Here is a 15,929-nt window from a genome sequence, read left to right on the forward strand (position 1 = left end):
ATTTCGCCAAAAATACTCCGGGGTGAATTGGCCTCTAAGGCCAAGAGGGGCAGCGCCCCTCACTCCCCCTTCATCAAGCGATCCGCTTTCTTGCGCACCAGAACGGATCGCAGGTCGTGCATCGCCAGCAACAGCGCATCCGTCACCTCTTCGAGCTGCTCCGGCGTGGCCCGCGACTGCGCCCATTGCGTGGTGAGGTTCATGTAGTCCACCGCCCGGTGGATGTCGTCGATGTCACGATGGGCCAGCACCTCGTGGCGCTCGTCCATCCAGGTCTGGATCGCGGCCAGATCGGCCTGGGACAGGATGCGGTCGCCATGGGGTTTGATCTCGCCATTGCGGATGTTCACCACGGCGATCTGATCCATGTCGATGCGGCGCTGGCGGTTCTGGGTGTCGACCCGAAACACCAGCGCGCCGTTTTCGCGCACACGGAAATAGTATTCAGGCAGTTCTGCCGACATTGCGCCCCCTTAACCCAGCGAGGCGCAGAACTCTTGAATCCGTTCACACGCGGTTTTCAACGCCTCGTCCGATGTAGCGTAGCTGACACGGAAGTTCGGGGAAAGCCCGAATGCGGCGCCAAAGACCACGGCCACCTCGGCCTCTTCCAACAGTGCCGTGGCAAAGGCTTCGTCGTCCGAGATCACGGTGCCCGCCGGGGTTGTCTTGCCGATCAGCCCGGCAATCGACGGATAGACGTAAAAGGCACCCTCGGGCACCGGGCAGGTGATGCCGTCAATCTGAGACAGCATGGAGACCACCAGATTGCGGCGGCGGGTGAAGGTCTCGGTATTGGCGGCAAGGAACTCCTGCGGCCCGTTCAGTGCCTCGACCGCGGCCCATTGGCTGACCGAGCAGGGGTTCGAGGTGGACTGTGACTGGATCTTGCGCATGGCGTTGATCAGCTCGACGGGACCCGCCGCATAGCCGATGCGCCAGCCGGTCATGGCATAGGCCTTGGACACACCGTTGCAGGTCAGGGTGCGGTCATAAAGCGCGGGTTCAACCTCGGCCGGGGTGCAGAACTCAAAATCGTCATAGGCGAGGTGTTCATACATGTCGTCGGTCATCACCCAGACATGGGGATGACGCATCAGGACGTCTGTCAGCGCTTTCAATTCCGCACGGCTATAGCCTGCGCCGGTGGGGTTCGAGGGCGAGTTGAAGATCAGCCACTTGGTTTTAGGCGTGATCGCGGCCTCGAGCTGGGCGGGCGTCAGTTTAAAGCTGTTGTCCAGCGTTGCGGTGGCGACGACCGGCGTGCCACCGGCGAGCAGCACCATGTCGGGGTAGCTGACCCAATAGGGCGCGGGGATCACCACCTCGTCGCCGGGGTTCAGCGTGGCCATCAGCGCATTATAGAGGATCTGCTTGCCACCGGTTCCGACGCTGACCTGGTTGGGGGCATAGGTCAGGCCATTCTCGCGCGCGAATTTCGCGCAGATCGCGGCCTTGAGCTCCGGGATTCCATCGACGGCGGTGTACTTGGTCTTGCCATCGGCGATGGCCTGCACGGCGGCGGCCTTGATGTTCTCGGGCGTGTCGAAGTCTGGCTCGCCTGCACCGAGGCCGATCACATCGCGCCCGGCGGCGCGCAGTTCGCCTGCCTTGGTGGTCACCGCGATGGTCGGAGAGGGTTTGACGCGGGATAGTGTCGCGGACAGGAAAGACATGGCGGTTCCTCGTTTGTATTCACCAAGCCCATGTCTTAGGGTGCGCCCGGCACCCGATCAAGCGCCAACACAGAGGAAAGCAGAAAATGTCAGACGATTCCACGGAACAGGACTATCACGACTATTGGTACGGCGAAGATGTGGCAACGTTTGGGGACCGCCTCGCGGCAGCGCGCGGCTTTGCGGGCCTGAATCAGGAAGAGTTTGCCCGTCGGCTGGGCGTGAAACTGTCCACCGCAAGAGGCTGGGAAGACGACACCAATGAGCCGCGCGCCAACAAGCTGCAGATGATGGCGGGGTTGTTGAATGTGTCTGTGGGCTGGCTTTTGACGGGTGAAGGCGACGGTGGCCTGAACGCGCCGGATGTTGCCGGTGACGGCATGCCGGACATGGCTGGCATCCTGATTGAAATCCGCGATGTGCGTGTGCAGATGAAGTCCAACCTGGACCGGCTGGCGCGGCTGGAGAAGAAGCTGCGCGAGCAGTTGAAAGAGACCGTTCAGAATGACTGAGACCCACGAGAACCGTCTGAAGCGGATGAAGATGCGCTCGATGCGGCGCGGTATCAAGGAGATGGATATCATCCTTGAGCGCTATGCCGACGACAATCTGGCGGGGATGGATGCGGCGGCGCTGGATCTTTATGATGCGCTGCTGCACGAAAACGACCAGGACCTCTACCAATGGGTCACCGGGCAGGTTTCGGCCCCGGCAAGGTTCGCTGATCTGATCCAGGATATCTCGCAGGCGATCTCGGGATCGGAATAGATTGCATTTTACGAGATTACCTGACGACTTAACCTAATGTTCGTGTTTTTCCCCCAGGTTCCTTTGCAAGGAAAGACTGCCGGAGAAAAACATGAGTATTCACGGATCGATCGGGGAGACAACAGATAAGAGCTTTATGCTGGCTTATCTGGATTCATTGGCCCTCGTGGAACGCCTGCACCGTCTGTTGCTGGATGTCATCAAGGACGAATTTGAACGTGTGGGGGTGCTGGAAATCAACGCCGTTCAGGCGCTTTTGCTGTTCAATATCGGGGACAATGAGGTCACTGCGGGCGAGCTGAAATCGCGCGGTTATTATCAGGGCTCGAACGTCAGCTACAACCTGAAGAAACTGGTCGAGATGGGCTATATGCACCACCAGCGCTGCGAGATTGATCGCCGTTCGGTGCGGGTGCGGCTGACCCAGAAGGGGCGCGAAATCCACAAGGTGGTCGAGGCCCTGTTCGAACGCCACGCCGAGGGGCTGCAATCCAAGGGCATACTGGACGCGGATGGGATCGACACCATCACCTTTGCCCTGCGCCGGGTGGAACGCTATTGGGGCGATCAGATCCGCTATATCTATTGAACTTGCGCAAACGACCCGTGGGTAAAGCGCAATGTCACGAGTGACGAGTGCGGGTCTCTTGCCACCTTAGCGCAGATGGGCCAGTGACAGCCCCTCGAGTTCGCGCAAAAGCTTGCGGGCCATGGCCTGTTCGTAGTCGTCAAACCCCAGAGCGGTTTCAACAAAGGCACCGGGGCCGCGGATGACATTGGCGGTGTAATAGGCGCTGAGTTCCTGCAGGGTCAGGCGTCGTGCGTCCGGATCGCCGATGGTCAGACCGTTTACGGTCAGCCACGTGGGGCTGTCGATGTCGTGGGGCCGGGGGCCTGTGTTGGATTTGCCGTCGCCTGAGATATCCAATGTGCGTTTCGGGCAATCGGATTGGCTGGCCAGCAGCGCCGTGCCAAAGCGCATCGCCTCGCCAAGGGCGGTGGACGGGTCAGCGGCGCGGCGGGTTGTGTCCTGCAGGGTTGTGGTGACTTGGCTCAGATCGGCCTCGGAGCGGATGGCGGTCCAGTCGAGCAGCAAGCGGCGGTTGAACTTGCGCGGGCCGCTCCATTCAAACACCGCCAGGCGCACGGGCCATTCCGGATCCCCAAGCAGCACGTCGCGCACCGCAGGGGTGTTGAGGGCGGCGGCCAGACCGTCCAGCTGCAGGCGGTATTCGCGGCTGTCGACCGAGCCCGAGACATCCAGCCCCAGCGCCAGCGCCTGACGGCATTCCCCCGCGGCGGGGCCGGCCAGCACCAGCGACAAAAGCAGGGCGCGCGCCCAAGTCATGGCTCTGCCTGCAGTCGGGTGACGATCAAGGGGGCCAGTTCACGCTCAAGCTTGCGCCGCATCGCGCGTTCATAATCCCCATAGTTCGCCGCCACTTCGACAAAGGCGTTCGGGCCACGGATCACCTCGCGTTCAAAATACCCGCGAATGTCGACAGGGGCGGCAGTAAAGGCCCCGGTGGAAAATCCCAGTGAGCGGATCGCCAGGCCATTGACGGTGATGCCCCCAAGGGGGAAATTCCTATAGGCGAGGTGCGGGCCAAAGCCGTCGTTGTTCATGCCGTCGCCGCTGATATCCAGGGTATTGCCCAGACAGTCAGGCGCCCGCGCAAAGAGCTGTGCGGCAAAGGCCAGGGCCTGACCCAAGGCGGTGGCCTCGTCATCGCGGGTGCGGGCAGAGCCACCCAGGCGCGCGGAGACGTCATAGAGGTCATTGGGCGTCTCGATCAGCCGCCAATCCAGCAGCACGTGCTGGTGATGTGCGCCGCTCCATTCAAAAACAGCGAGGGCAACCGGTTGAGGAGACAGGAAAAACGCCCGCTCAACCTCGGCCGAGATCAGCGCGTTTGCAAGACCCCTGCGCTGAAACTTGTCCTCGAGAGCATCCACGGACGAGGACACATCCAGCGCCAGCGCCAAGGCGAGGCGACACTCGGTCGCCCCGGCTGGCATGGCCCAAAGCGCGGCCCAGAGGGCAAGCGCCCGGATCACCAGTGGCCAACGCTGTCCATGCTGGCCCAGGGGTTCGCCGGGGCCAGCGCCTCGCCCTGTTGCAACAGCTCGATCGAGATGTTGTCGGGCGAGCGGACAAAGGCCATGCGCCCGTCACGCGGCGGGCGGTTGATGGTGACACCGTTGTCCATCAGGTGCTGGCACATCTCGTAGATATTGCCGACCTCATAGGCCAGATGCCCGAAATGGCGCGAGTCGCTGGGCAACCCGTCGTCGCCATCCCAGTTCCAGGTCAGCTCGAGCGGCGTGTCCTCGTTGCCCTCGGAGGCGAGGTAGACCAGCGTAAAGCGGCCCCCTTCGCTGTCCCAGCGGCGGATTTCCTTGAGCCCCAGCAGCGCATAAAACGCCATCGACGCCTCGAGATCGCTGACGCGCACCATGGTGTGCAGGTATTTCACGTGCATTGTTTTCCCCTTCGCATGTGGTTGCCACGATCAAACCACCCTCGGGGGGCGCTTTCCAGTCCAAACCGTCTTGGCGGACCTTCACGAAGGCTTTATGAGGGAAGCAACGATAACTTCCGGGGGGAAGAGCAGATGCAGCAGTATCACGACCAGTTGCGCACCATTCTGGAGCATGGCCAGGAATCAACCGACCGCACGGGCACCGGCACCATCTCGCATTTCGGGATGCAGGCGCGGTATTCGCTGGCGGATGGGTTCCCGTTGGTGACGACCAAGAAACTGCATCTGAAGTCGATCATTCACGAACTGTTGTGGTTCCTCGCGGGGGACACAAACATTGGATATCTCAAGGAAAACGGTGTTTCGATCTGGGACGAATGGGCGGATGACAAGGGTGACCTTGGGCCAGTCTACGGGCACCAATGGCGGCATTTTCCAAAGTTTGGCCCAGAGGGCATTGGGGAGGTCGACCAGATCGCTGACCTGTTGAAGATGATCGAGACGTCGCCCGACAGTCGCCGCCTGATTGTCTCGGCGTGGAACCCCGGTGACGTGCCCGAGATGGCGCTGCCGCCGTGTCACACGCTGTGGCAGGTGCGGATCATCGGCAAAAAGATGCATTTGCAGCTGTATCAACGTTCAGCGGACATGTTCCTTGGCGTGCCGTTCAACATCGCGTCTTATGCGCTTCTGTTGAAAATGCTGGCGCAGGTAACCGGATACGAGGCGGGGGATTTTGTGCACACGATTGGTGATGCCCATATCTATTCGAACCACATGGAGCAGGTGACCAAACAGCTGGCACGTACGCCAAAGCCCTTGCCACAAGTGCGGTTGAACCCTGAGGTGACGTCGTTGTTCGATTTCAAATTCGAGGATTTTGAAGTGCTGGATTATGATCCGGACCCGGCGATTTCCGCGCCGGTGGCGGTGTAATCCATGATCTCGCTGATTGTCGCGCGGGATCGCAACGGGGCCATAGGCCGGGGCAATGAAATCCCGTGGCACGCGCCCGAGGATCTCAAGTTCTTTCAACGTGAAACCAGTGGTGCTGCCATCATCATGGGGCGCAACACATGGGACAGTTTGCCCTTCAAGCCCCTGAAAAACCGCCTGAATATTGTGGTATCGTCGAACCCGGAGTTGGCGGAGAATGTCTGTTCCAACCTTGAAGAGGCCATCGCGTTTGCCCATGCGGCAGGCCACCGGCGCCTTTATGGCATCGGCGGGCATCGCATTTACCGCGAGCTTCTGCCGTTGGCCCATCGGCTGTTGGTGACCGAGGTGGCGCTGACGGTCGCGGATGCGGATGTGTTCTTTCCCGAGTTCGGCGACGAGTGGCAACTGATCGGCAAGACCCCGTTGCGTGACGAGGCTCCGGCCTGTGTGGTGCATGAATACCTGAGGCGCTAAGTCGCCAGCGCCGTGTCAATTGCCGTGGAAAGCTTGTCGACAATTTCGTCTATGTGGTGGTCCTCCAGGATAAAGGGCGGGGCGAGCAGCACATGGTCGCCATGCACCCCGTCACGGGTGCCGGACATCGGATAGCAGATCAGCCCACCGGCAAAGGCGGCCTTTTTGATCTTGGCGGCAAGCTTGCGCGCAGGGTCGAACGGCGTCTTGGTCTCGCGGTCTTCGACAAGCTCAATGCCGCGAAACAGCCCGCGTCCGCGAATGTCGCCGACATGGGGGTGTTGCCCCAGCTTTGCGACCAGAGCCAGTTGCAGCTTGTCGCCCATGTCACGCACACGCGGAATCAGGCCCCGGTCCAGCATGGCGCGCACCACGGCCAACCCCGCAGCGGTGGCCACCGGATGACCGATGTAGGTGTGGCCGTGCTGAAAGAACCCCGACCCGTTTTCGATCGTGGCATAGATGGCATCGGTGCACAGCATGGCGCCGATGGGTTGATATCCTGCGCCCAGACCCTTGGCGATGCAGAGGATATCCGGCGCCACGCCATCGGCCTCGCAGGCAAAGAGGTGGCCGGTGCGCCCCATGCCGCACATGACCTCGTCCAGAATCAGGAGCACCCCGTAAGTGTCACAAATTTCACGGATTCTCTGAAAATATCCCTCAACCGCAGGGACAGCCCCCGCCGTGGCCCCCACCACGGGCTCTGCCATAAAGGCGATGACCTTGTCGGTGCCGAGACGCAGGATTTCGTCTTCGAGTTCCTGCGCCATGCGCAGACCGTAGTCCCGCGCCGTTTCCCCGTCGGCGCGGCCCACGTATTCATAGCAGGGCGAGATGTGGCTGACGTTCACCAGAAGCGGTGCGAACTGTTCACGCCGCCATTCATTGCCGCCTGCTGCCAGCGCGCCAAGGGTATTGCCGTGATAGCTTTGTTTGCGGGCGATGATGTGGCTGCGTTGCGGCTCGCCACGTTCCACGTGGTATTGGCGGGCCAGTTTGATGGCCGCTTCGGTGGCCTCGGAGCCGCCCGAGACAAAGTAGACACGGTCCAGAGTACCGGGCGCGTTGGCGATCAGCAGGTCCGCCAGATCTTCGGCAGGGTCCGAGGTGAAAAATCCGGTGTGGGCAAAGGCCAGCTGATCCACTTGTGCCTTGATGGCCGCGGCAATCTCGGCGTCTCCATGACCAAGGCATGAGACGGCAGCCCCGCCCGAGCCGTCGAAATAGCGTTTGCCGTCGGCGTCGATCAGGTAGCAGCCCTGGCCCGAGACAGCCTTGGGCGGCGGTTTTTTGGTATGGCGAGGAAAGACATGGGACATACGCGGGGTTCCTTTGGTCAGGCAGCCAGATCAGGGGGAAAGGTCGCAGGATGGTGGCCTTGGGCCGAGGCGGCGGCGACAAGGGCGCGAACACTGGCGGCGTTGTCAGGAAGCACTTTACCTGCGGCCGTTACAAGGTTGTTTTCAAACCCGATCCGCACGTGTCCGCCCCGTTCAATCGTGGCCAGAAGACAGGCAATCTCGGTCCGACCAAAGGCACAGGTCGTCCAGCTGCCGGGCGCGGGGTCGAGCGCGGTCAGAAAAGGAGACAGGTCGCTCGGCTTTGCCGCAACCGGAGGGGCGTATTGGCCGAGCACAAAGATCACATCGTCTTGTGAGGGCCGGATCACGCCCTTGGCGCGCCAGTCCTGATACTGCGCAACGCAAGAGGGGTCATAAAGGATGTGCTGGACCTGTGTGCTCGCCTCATCCGCCAGCGCGTAGAGCTGCGCAGCCAGCGCAGGGTCGCGCGCCATTTCCCGCACCGAGACGCTGGCCGCGGCGGGGCGGAGCTGGTCGAGGCAGGCAAGCTGGGTGTCCACGTCGTATAGCCCTGCGGCCTCGGTGGTGATCTGGATGCGCATGCCCGGTGCGCGCTCGGTGATCGCTGCGATGGCCTCGCGGTAGCGGCCTGGGTCCAGAGAATGAACGCCCGCGCCATCACGCACGTGCAGATGGATGCCCGTGGCACCGGCGATCTGGCAGGCGCGTGCGGTCTGGGCCAGCTCGTCGGCCGTCATCGGCAGGGCAGGGTGGTCGGCACGGGTTCTGCGTGCGCCATTTGGTGCAACAGTCAGCTGATAGCCACCGCTGTCCCCATGGGGCGACAGGACCTTGGCGTCTGGCGAGAGGGTCGAAGGCATCGGTTTGATTTTCGTTGTTGTGTTCTGAGCCAAAAGCATGTCGGAAATACAAAAACAGTCAATGACTGGGAAAAATAACGTATGTTTTGAATCAGGCTATCCCGACAGGACCCGATTCGACATGGACCCGACGCTGAAAATAAAAACGATTTCAAAGCTTAAGGCCATGCTGCCCGAGCTGTCCCCTCGGTTGCGGACTGTGGCCAAGTACATCGTGGACCACCCTTCGGACTTTGGTCTTGACCCGATCCGCAAGACGGCGCGCAAGTGTGATGTCAGCACCTACACGCTGGTGCGCATGGCCGAACGCATCGGTTTTGCCAGCTATGACGAGCTGCGCGAGCCGTTTCGTCATGCGCTGGTGTCGTCAACCGCGCTGACCGAACGCCCTGCCTGGATCGAAAGCCTGCGTGAAAAGGGGGAACTGGGGCAGGTGCAGGCGGATGCCACCATGAACACGCTTGCGATTGTCGAACGCTCGCTGGAACGCCAGACCCCGGAGCAGATGGCGCGGGTCGCCGAGATGCTGCTGGGGGCAGAGAATGTCTATCTGACGGCAGTCCGGGCGAGCTATGCTTTGGCCTATTACTTTCACTACGTGGGGCGTATGGCCTTGCCATCATTGCAATTAATACCCCGCCACATGAACAGCGCGATTGACGAGCTGAACTATGCCAGTGACCGCGACGTGATGATTGCGATCAGCTTTACACCCTATTCGCGCGAGACCATCGAGGCCTGCAAATTCGCTTTGAAAAAGGGCGTCAAGCTGATCATGATTTCCGACAGCGACGTGATTTCATCCGAGTTTACAGCACATGAAACAATGGTGGCGTCGGTGATCTCGACACATGATTTTGGCTGCTTTTCCGGGGCCATGGCATTGATTGAGAACCTCCTGGCCATGCTGATGAAACTGGGCGGAGACGACGCCCGGGCGCGAATCAAATCTTATGAGGATCTGCGCAGAGACAACAACGCCTACTGGATCGCGCCAAAAAAACATTAGTTTTTGGGTGACAGTCGGAAAAACATTCGCGACCCTGTGCAAATCAAAAAGCGTGAGAAACGCGTTTGAATAGTGGGAGAACATTATGACTTTTTCAAAAGCCCTCATGGGCGTTGTTGCGTCCGTGACCATGACTGCGGGTGGTATGAGCTTTGCTGAACAGCAGTTCGTGACCATCGGCACCGGTGGTGTAACCGGCGTGTATTACCCGACCGGTGGCGCGATTTGCCGTCTGGTGAACAAGGGCCGCAAGGAACACGGCGTACGCTGCTCGGTCGAATCGACCGGCGGTTCGGTCTACAACATCAACACCATCCGCGAAGGCGAGCTGGAATTTGGTGTGGCCCAGTCGGACTGGCAGTACCACGCCTATAACGGCACCTCGAAGTTTGAAGACAAGGGCAAGTTCGAGAAACTGCGCGCGGTTTTCTCGGTGCACCCGGAACCCTTTACCGTTGTGGCGCGGGCAGATGCCGGCATTTCGTCCTTTGAAGACCTCAAAGGCAAGCGCGTGAACATCGGCAACCCCGGATCCGGTCAGCGCGGCACCATGGAAGTGCTGCTGGGTGCGATGGGCTGGACCACCGGCGATTTTGCTCTGGCCACCGAGCTGAAGGCTGCAGAGCAGTCGGCGGCCCTGTGCGACAACCAGATTGACGCGATGGTCTACACCGTTGGTCACCCCTCGGGCTCGATCCAGGAAGCGACCACGGCCTGCGACTCGGTTCTGGTGAACGTGTCGGGTGACGCGGTGACCAAGCTGGTGGATGACAACGACTTCTACCGCACCGCCACCATCCCCGGCGGCATGTATCGCGGCAGCGACAATGACACGATGACCTTTGGTGTGGGCGCGACCTTTGTGACCTCGTCGGATGTCTCGGATGAGGCGGTCTACGCGGTTGTCAGCTCGGTCTTCGAGAACTTTGACGCCTTCAAGAAACTGCACCCGGCCTTTGCCAACCTCAAGCCCGAGGAAATGATTGCGGATGGCCTGTCGGCGCCGCTGCATGCGGGTGCGGCCAAGTACTACAAGGAAAAAGGCTGGATGAACTGATCCGGTCCGCGTGACTGACGATGTCTGACAACGCATGACATTGAACGAGGCGTCCCCCGGGGCGCCTCGTTTGCCACCCGGAAAACCGGGAAGACCAGAGGCCGCGCAGATCAAAGACGGGGCCCCAAAGGGAGATGAGACATGGCCGCTGAACAACAGGGCAATCGTCCGCTAAGTGAAGAAGAACTCCAGGAACTTGTTGCCTCTTCTGATGCCGGGGCGCGTGACCCCGCAGGCAACGTGGGCCTGTTTCTCGCCATTGTGGCGGTGATCTGGTCGGTGTTTCAGGTGGTGCTGGCCTCGCCTTTGGCTAATCTTCTGCTGCCCGGCAGCGTGATCAACAATTCGCGCCAGATCCATCTCGCCTTTGCGCTGTTCCTGGCCTATTCGGCCTATCCGGCCCTGCGCACAAGCCCGCGCCACTATATCCCGATCCAGGACTGGATCATGGGCATCGTAGCGGCCGGGATCGCGCTATATGGGTATTTCTTTTACCAGAAGATCGTCGATGCGGGCGGTCTGGCGGACAATACCGACAAGTGGGTCGCTCTGATCGGCCTGATCCTGTTGTTCGAGGCCGCACGCCGCGCGTTGGGGCCTGCCATGGCGATCATCGCCACGATCTTTCTGGCCTATGTTTTCTTCGGCTCATCCGGGTGGGTGCCCGAAGTGATCCGCTGGAAAGGTGCCAGCCTGAAAAAGGCGATGAGCCACATGTGGATCACCTCTGAGGGCGTGTTTGGCATCGCCTTGGGCGTGTCGACCAAGTTTGTCTTTCTTTTCGTTCTGTTTGGCGCGCTTCTGGATAAGGCAGGCGCCGGGAACTACTTTATCAAGATGGCCTTTGGCGCACTTGGCCACCTGCGCGGTGGTCCGGCCAAGGCTGCCGTGGTCGGCTCGGCCGCCACTGGCCTGATCTCGGGCTCGTCGATTGCCAACGTGGTGACCACCGGCACCTTTACCATCCCTTTGATGAAACGCGTGGGCTTTACCAGCGAGCAGGCCGGATCGGTCGAGGTGGCCTCGTCAGTCAACGGCCAGATCATGCCGCCGGTCATGGGGGCTGCGGCCTTTCTGATGGTGGAATACGTCGGCATTTCTTATGTCGAGGTGATCACCCACGCCTTTCTGCCTGCGGCGATCTCTTACATCGCGCTGGTCTATATCGTACACCTTGAAGCGGTGAAACGGAACATGCCCACTTTGGGCAACCGCGTGGTGTCGATGGGCAAGACCATCGGCGGCATGGCGCTGTTCTTTGCCGGGTTCGCGGGGCTTTGCTATGGCGTGCAATACCCGGTGGGCTGGGTCATTGCCATGATGCCGGGCGCATCGGGTCTGACCCTGTCCGTGCTGGTTGTCCTGGCCTATGTGGCGCTGCTGAAACTGGCCGCCGGGGTGGATGACCTTGTGCCGGATGATCCCAACGCCAAAGAGGTTGAGCTGCCCGTGGTGGGTGAGATCTACAAGGCCGGTCTGCATTACCTCTTGCCGATCATCGTGCTGGTCTACTTCCTGATGATCGAACAGAAATCGCCGGGTCTCTCGGCCTTTTGGGCGACCTCGCTGTTGTTCGTGATCCTGCTGACGCAAAAGCCGCTCAAGGCGATGTTCCGCGGTCAGAGCGAGATGGCCAATGCGGCCATGGACGGGGTGCGTGACCTGTGGAACGGGTTGATTGACGGCGCGCGTAACATGATCGGTATCGCCCTGGCCACGGCGACGGCGGGTGTGATCGTGGGCACGGTGACGCTGACCGGGGTGGGGCAGGTCATGGCTGACCTTGTCGAATTCCTGTCGGGCGGCAACCTGATCCTGATGCTGGTCATGGTGGGCTTGCTGAGCCTGATCCTCGGCATGGGCCTGCCGACCACGGCGAACTATATCGTGGTCAGTTCGCTGATGGCGGGTGTGGTCGTGGAACTGGGCGCGCAATCGGGCCTGATCGTGCCGCTGATCGCCGTGCACCTCTTTGTGTTCTACTTCGGCATCATGGCCGACGTGACACCGCCGGTGGGGCTGGCCAGCTTTGCGGCGGCTGCCGTGTCGGGCGGGGACGCGATCCGCACCGGCTTTACGGCGTTCTTTTACAGCCTGCGCACCGTGGCGCTGCCGTTTGTGTTCATCTTCAACACCGATCTGTTGCTGATCGATGTCGGATGGCTCGGAGGCATATTGGTGGCGATATCCGCGACCATCGCGATCCTTGTCTTTACCGCGGGCACCATGGGTTATTTCCTCACCCGCAACCGGATCTACGAGAGCGTTGCGCTGATCCTGATCGCCTTTGCGCTGTTCCGGCCGGATTTCTTCATGAACCGCATTGCGCCACCCTTTGAGGCCATTGAACCGGCGGCCTTTGTACAGGCTGTGGGGGATGCTGCGCCGGGTGCCGAGATGCGCCTGACCGTGGCGGGGCCGGACTTTGATACCGGCAACATGAAGGAAACCACCCTGGTGCTGAGCGTTGGCGACGAGGCGGACGGGGCCGCACGGGTCGAGGCCTTTGGCCTGTTGCTGCTGGAAGAGGATGGCATGGTCAAACTGGATGAGCCGATGTTCGGCTCGCCGGTGTCGGCCAACCTGGAGAGCTTTGACTTTTACGCCGATGACGCGGTGCATATCGCGACCATCCAGGCCCCCTCGAGCCAGCCGCCGAAAGAGCTGATCTTTATCCCGGCGCTGTTGCTGTTGGCCCTGATCGCCATGTTGCAACGTCGGCGTGCCCCGAAACACGAAGACCCACAAGGAGAACCGGCATGAGCAATTCCATTCTCTGCGCTGTCGATATCAGCAATGGCAATCACGACCTTCCGGTGCTGAAACGTGCCGCGCAACTGGCCGAACTGGATGGCGCGCGGCTGGATGTGGTGACGGTGATCCCCGACTTTGGCGAGGGCTGGGTGTCGGGGTTCTTTAAGCCCGATTATCACGATGAGGCCACGAAACACGCCCAAGAGGCGCTGGTGGCGCTCTGCGAAGAGGCCTTTGGGCCCGAGCTGAACGCCAAGGTGCGGCATGTGGTGGCCACGGGCACCGCCTATCAACAGGTTCTCGACGTGGCGGAAAAGGCCGGGGCGGACATGATCGTGATCGGCTCGCATACACCCGAGCTGCGTGATTACCTGCTGGGGCCAAACGCAGCGCGGGTGGTGCGCCATTCCTCCTGCTCGGTGCATGTGGTGCGCTGAGCCGGGACTGTTGTCGAATTAAAAACAATCCGTTTCCATTCTGGAAATTGACAGTGGGCCCACAGGCCCCGTATTTTCAGGGAGTTAACGGTATTTCCCGATCCAGAAAAGGTGGGCCCCGCATGACGAAACTATTTTCCGCACTGGCCGTCGCAATGGCGCTGGCCGCCCCGGCTTCGGCCCAGACCTGGAGCAGCAACGCCCCACAGATCGGTCCGGTTAATCAGCCCGAGGGGGTTCTGATCCAAGCCTATCCAGCCAGCACCAACTACTGCCAGACCGGGTATCAGCCGGTTGTGGTGGGCGGCGTGATCTGCTGTGGCAAACCCAATGCCAGCTATACGCCAGCCAGCTACAGCGCACCGCAAAGCTGCCCGGCGGGCACCAAGGGCTGCAGCTGAGACACTGAAGGGGGCGCAACACCGCGCCCCGATCTGTTTCAGGGGGGATTGGTCAGAGGGCCTTGAGATCGCCCGCCATCTGGCGGCCATCACGGCCTTCGATCAGCTCAAACTCGACCTTTTGATCGTCGGCGAGCCCTGTCAGCCCCGCGCGTTCAACCGCCGAAATATGCACAAACACATCTTTGCCGCCATCATCCGGCGCAATAAATCCATAACCTTTTGTGGTGTTGAACCACTTGACGGTACCACGTGCCATACCGCGTCTCCTTATAATGTCTTTCCGCCCCGGCCTGAATTGAAACCGGGACCACACCTGATCCCAAATGCCCGTAAAGAAATGTCCTCAACGGACGCCTGAAATAAAATGCTGGGTCGAAGGATTGCACGGGATATGTAAAAAGCAAGCAAAACCGAGTCAGAAAACTGACATCAGGATGCATTATTTTGGCAAATGGGGAGAGGCTGATGAAGCTGTATGGCCTGAAAAACTGCGACACCTGCCGCAAGGCGCTGAAATCTTTGGAAAATGCCACGATGGTTGATGTCCGGGCCGACAGTGTGCCCGCCGACCTTATGGCGCGCGCTTATGCTGAATTCGGCGGCAGTTTGCTCAATACGCGTTCAACAACGTGGCGGGGATTGGATGAAGCCCAACGCGCGCGGCCACCTCTAGGTCTCTTGGCGGATTATCCGGCTTTGATGAAACGACCGCTGATCGATACCGGGGATCGCCTCTACCTCGGGTGGGGCAAGGACGTGCAGGAAGCTCTTGGATAAGGAGCGAACCTTGCCTATGTGCTATGCGACAAGAGTTAATGAGGACGAGTAGATGCGCAACGCAGCCCTGACATTGGGGATCATCGCCGGGATTGTCGGCATGATCATCGGGTTTTTCAGCTGGGGCTATACCGAGCTGACCACACAATACGAACAGGTGGGCGAAACCTTTGGCTTTGTCGAAAATCAGCAGCTCGTGCGTGCGGCCGGTCTGTTGTCGCCGCTCTTGGCCATCGCAGGGGGCGCCATGGCGCGGTCGCGGGCCTTGTGGGGCGGCATATTGCTGATCCTCTCGGCCATCGGCATGTACGCCGCCTTTGGTTTTGGTGTTTTCACCATGTTCCCGATTTCCTTTGCCGGTCTGGGCGGCATTCTTGCGATTGCCGCCGGGAAACCGGACGAGCCGAAATCACATTTCTGAGGCGCGGCGGCGCAGGATACGGTCCACGGACAGCGGCCCTGCGCCCTTGATGACGATCACCAGCAAAACAAAAATCCAGAGCGCGCGCTGATCCATGATGGCGCTGTTTTCGATCCGGTCGAACCAGGCCCCGATGGTGGCAGGATCGGCATGGTGGCCGACGATATCGGTGAGCGATTGCATGACCACAAAGCCAATCATGCCAAGGGCGGCGAGTCGGGAAAACAGACCAACCACGATCAGCAAGGGCAGAATGAACTCGGCCCAGGTGCCCGCGACAACCACCGCCCAATGAAAGATCGACAGTTGCGAGGTGTCATAGCCTGCCGCCTCGAACACGCGCGGGAAAATCTGTACATAGGCCCCGGTTGACGGTTGCAGGATGCCGAGAACGCCATCCCCCAGTTTGGTCACACCGGAGTTCCAGTAGTAGGCCAACAGCACCGCGGCAAAGACAAACCGCGCCAGCGTCGGCGCCAGCCAATCGGCGCGCTCGAGCCTTGAAAAGACTGAGTTGTGGAGTGAAATCAAGGCGTTCATGAGAG

Annotated in this window: 21 protein-coding genes; 12 read left to right on the forward strand and 9 right to left on the reverse strand. The window is 60.4% G+C overall.

All coding sequences use genetic code 11. From position 1 onward, the window contains the following. Positions 1–59: 59 nt before the first annotated feature. Both EK369_RS15865 and EK369_RS15870 read right to left on the reverse strand, forming a co-directional pair. Positions 60–464, reverse strand: a complete 405-nt coding sequence (locus tag EK369_RS15865) for a hypothetical protein (protein WP_127115244.1) — start codon at positions 462–464, stop codon at positions 60–62. 9 nt (positions 465–473) lie between these two features. After that, positions 474–1,676 (reverse strand): pyridoxal phosphate-dependent aminotransferase, encoded by a 1,203-nt coding sequence (locus tag EK369_RS15870; protein ID WP_127115245.1) that lies wholly within the window; start codon positions 1,674–1,676, stop codon positions 474–476. Between the two features lie 86 nt (positions 1,677–1,762). Here EK369_RS15870 and EK369_RS15875 point away from each other — a divergent pair, with 86 nt between their 5' ends. The 3 genes from EK369_RS15875 to EK369_RS15885 all read left to right on the forward strand — a co-directional run bounded on the left by EK369_RS15875 (position 1,763) and on the right by EK369_RS15885 (position 3,033). Continuing rightward, positions 1,763–2,188, forward strand: coding sequence for a helix-turn-helix domain-containing protein (locus EK369_RS15875; protein WP_127115246.1), 426 nt, complete (start codon positions 1,763–1,765; stop codon positions 2,186–2,188). Beyond that, entirely contained in the window at positions 2,181–2,444 is a 264-nt protein-coding gene (locus EK369_RS15880) for a succinate dehydrogenase assembly factor 2 (protein ID WP_127115247.1), read from the forward strand. The genes EK369_RS15875 and EK369_RS15880 overlap by 8 nt, the downstream gene beginning before the upstream one ends. A gap of 91 nt (positions 2,445–2,535) precedes the next feature. Continuing rightward, on the forward strand, positions 2,536–3,033 hold the full coding sequence (locus EK369_RS15885; protein WP_127115248.1) for a MarR family winged helix-turn-helix transcriptional regulator: 498 nt from the start codon (positions 2,536–2,538) through the stop codon (positions 3,031–3,033). A 66-nt stretch (positions 3,034–3,099) separates the two neighbouring features. On the opposite strand, the gene EK369_RS15890 is transcribed toward EK369_RS15885, so the two are convergent. From EK369_RS15890 to EK369_RS15900, 3 genes are read right to left on the reverse strand one after another with little or no spacing between them, the layout of a single operon-like run. Beyond that, the gene (locus EK369_RS15890; RefSeq protein ID WP_127115249.1) at positions 3,100–3,792 is read right to left on the reverse strand and encodes a DUF1194 domain-containing protein; all 693 of its coding nucleotides are present in this window, start codon (positions 3,790–3,792) and stop codon (positions 3,100–3,102) included. Next, positions 3,789–4,502 (reverse strand): DUF1194 domain-containing protein, encoded by a 714-nt coding sequence (locus EK369_RS15895; protein ID WP_235871449.1) that lies wholly within the window; start codon positions 4,500–4,502, stop codon positions 3,789–3,791. Before EK369_RS15895 ends, EK369_RS15890 begins: the two co-directional genes overlap by 4 nt. Beyond that, positions 4,499–4,927, reverse strand: coding sequence for a VOC family protein (locus tag EK369_RS15900; RefSeq protein WP_127115250.1), 429 nt, complete (start codon positions 4,925–4,927; stop codon positions 4,499–4,501). The genes EK369_RS15895 and EK369_RS15900 overlap by 4 nt, the downstream gene beginning before the upstream one ends. Positions 4,928–5,059: 132 nt before the next feature. Here EK369_RS15900 and EK369_RS15905 point away from each other — a divergent pair, with 132 nt between their 5' ends. Both EK369_RS15905 and EK369_RS15910 read left to right on the forward strand, forming a co-directional pair. Continuing rightward, a complete protein-coding gene (locus EK369_RS15905; RefSeq protein WP_127115251.1) occupies positions 5,060–5,863 on the forward strand; it encodes a thymidylate synthase in 804 nt (267 codons plus the stop codon). Positions 5,864–5,866: 3 nt separating this feature from the next. Then, positions 5,867–6,340, forward strand: a complete 474-nt coding sequence (locus EK369_RS15910) for a dihydrofolate reductase (RefSeq protein ID WP_127115252.1) — start codon at positions 5,867–5,869, stop codon at positions 6,338–6,340. On the opposite strand, the gene EK369_RS15915 is transcribed toward EK369_RS15910, so the two are convergent. Then, positions 6,337–7,662, reverse strand: a complete 1,326-nt coding sequence (locus tag EK369_RS15915) for an aspartate aminotransferase family protein (RefSeq protein ID WP_127115253.1) — start codon at positions 7,660–7,662, stop codon at positions 6,337–6,339. The genes EK369_RS15910 and EK369_RS15915 overlap by 4 nt on opposite strands. A 17-nt stretch (positions 7,663–7,679) precedes the next feature. After that, positions 7,680–8,564, reverse strand: a complete 885-nt coding sequence (locus EK369_RS15920) for a beta-keto acid cleavage family enzyme (protein ID WP_235871450.1) — start codon at positions 8,562–8,564, stop codon at positions 7,680–7,682. A gap of 82 nt (positions 8,565–8,646) precedes the next feature. Here EK369_RS15920 and EK369_RS15925 point away from each other — a divergent pair, with 82 nt between their 5' ends. The 5 genes from EK369_RS15925 (at position 8,647) to EK369_RS15945 (ending at position 14,183) form a co-directional block, all read left to right on the forward strand. Beyond that, positions 8,647–9,534: a MurR/RpiR family transcriptional regulator gene (locus EK369_RS15925; RefSeq protein WP_127115254.1), complete on the forward strand. Its 888-nt coding sequence runs from the start codon at positions 8,647–8,649 to the stop codon at positions 9,532–9,534. 106 nt (positions 9,535–9,640) lie between these two features. Beyond that, entirely contained in the window at positions 9,641–10,591 is a 951-nt protein-coding gene (locus tag EK369_RS15930; protein ID WP_438672167.1) for a TAXI family TRAP transporter solute-binding subunit, read from the forward strand. Positions 10,592–10,732: 141 nt separating this feature from the next. Then, positions 10,733–13,354 (forward strand): TRAP transporter permease, encoded by a 2,622-nt coding sequence (locus EK369_RS15935; RefSeq protein WP_127115256.1) that lies wholly within the window; start codon positions 10,733–10,735, stop codon positions 13,352–13,354. Then, positions 13,351–13,782: a universal stress protein gene (locus EK369_RS15940; protein ID WP_127115257.1), complete on the forward strand. Its 432-nt coding sequence runs from the start codon at positions 13,351–13,353 to the stop codon at positions 13,780–13,782. The genes EK369_RS15935 and EK369_RS15940 overlap by 4 nt, the downstream gene beginning before the upstream one ends. A gap of 122 nt (positions 13,783–13,904) precedes the next feature. Continuing rightward, positions 13,905–14,183, forward strand: coding sequence for a hypothetical protein (locus tag EK369_RS15945; RefSeq protein ID WP_164727021.1), 279 nt, complete (start codon positions 13,905–13,907; stop codon positions 14,181–14,183). A gap of 52 nt (positions 14,184–14,235) precedes the next feature. Here the strand turns inward: EK369_RS15945 and EK369_RS15950 are convergent, their stop codons facing one another. Then, complete coding sequence (locus EK369_RS15950) at positions 14,236–14,442, reverse strand: cold-shock protein (RefSeq protein ID WP_127115258.1); 207 nt, start codon at positions 14,440–14,442, stop codon at positions 14,236–14,238. Between the two features lie 209 nt (positions 14,443–14,651). Between EK369_RS15950 and EK369_RS15955 the strand changes: the two genes are divergently transcribed. Continuing rightward, positions 14,652–14,963 carry an ArsC/Spx/MgsR family protein gene (locus EK369_RS15955; protein ID WP_127115259.1) on the forward strand — a complete coding sequence of 104 codons (312 nt, stop codon included), beginning with the start codon at positions 14,652–14,654 and terminating at the stop codon, positions 14,961–14,963. 52 nt (positions 14,964–15,015) lie between these two features. After that, positions 15,016–15,384 carry a hypothetical protein gene (locus tag EK369_RS15960; RefSeq protein WP_127115260.1) on the forward strand — a complete coding sequence of 123 codons (369 nt, stop codon included), beginning with the start codon at positions 15,016–15,018 and terminating at the stop codon, positions 15,382–15,384. Here the strand turns inward: EK369_RS15960 and EK369_RS15965 are convergent. Then, positions 15,373–15,924: a DoxX family protein gene (locus tag EK369_RS15965; RefSeq protein ID WP_127115261.1), complete on the reverse strand. Its 552-nt coding sequence runs from the start codon at positions 15,922–15,924 to the stop codon at positions 15,373–15,375. The two genes, EK369_RS15960 and EK369_RS15965, sit on opposite strands and share 12 nt — an antisense overlap. Positions 15,925–15,929: the final 5 nt, after the last annotated feature.

The sequence above is a fragment of the Shimia sediminis genome, assembly GCF_003990645.1.
Classification (GTDB): Bacteria; Pseudomonadota; Alphaproteobacteria; order Rhodobacterales; family Rhodobacteraceae; genus Shimia; species Shimia sediminis.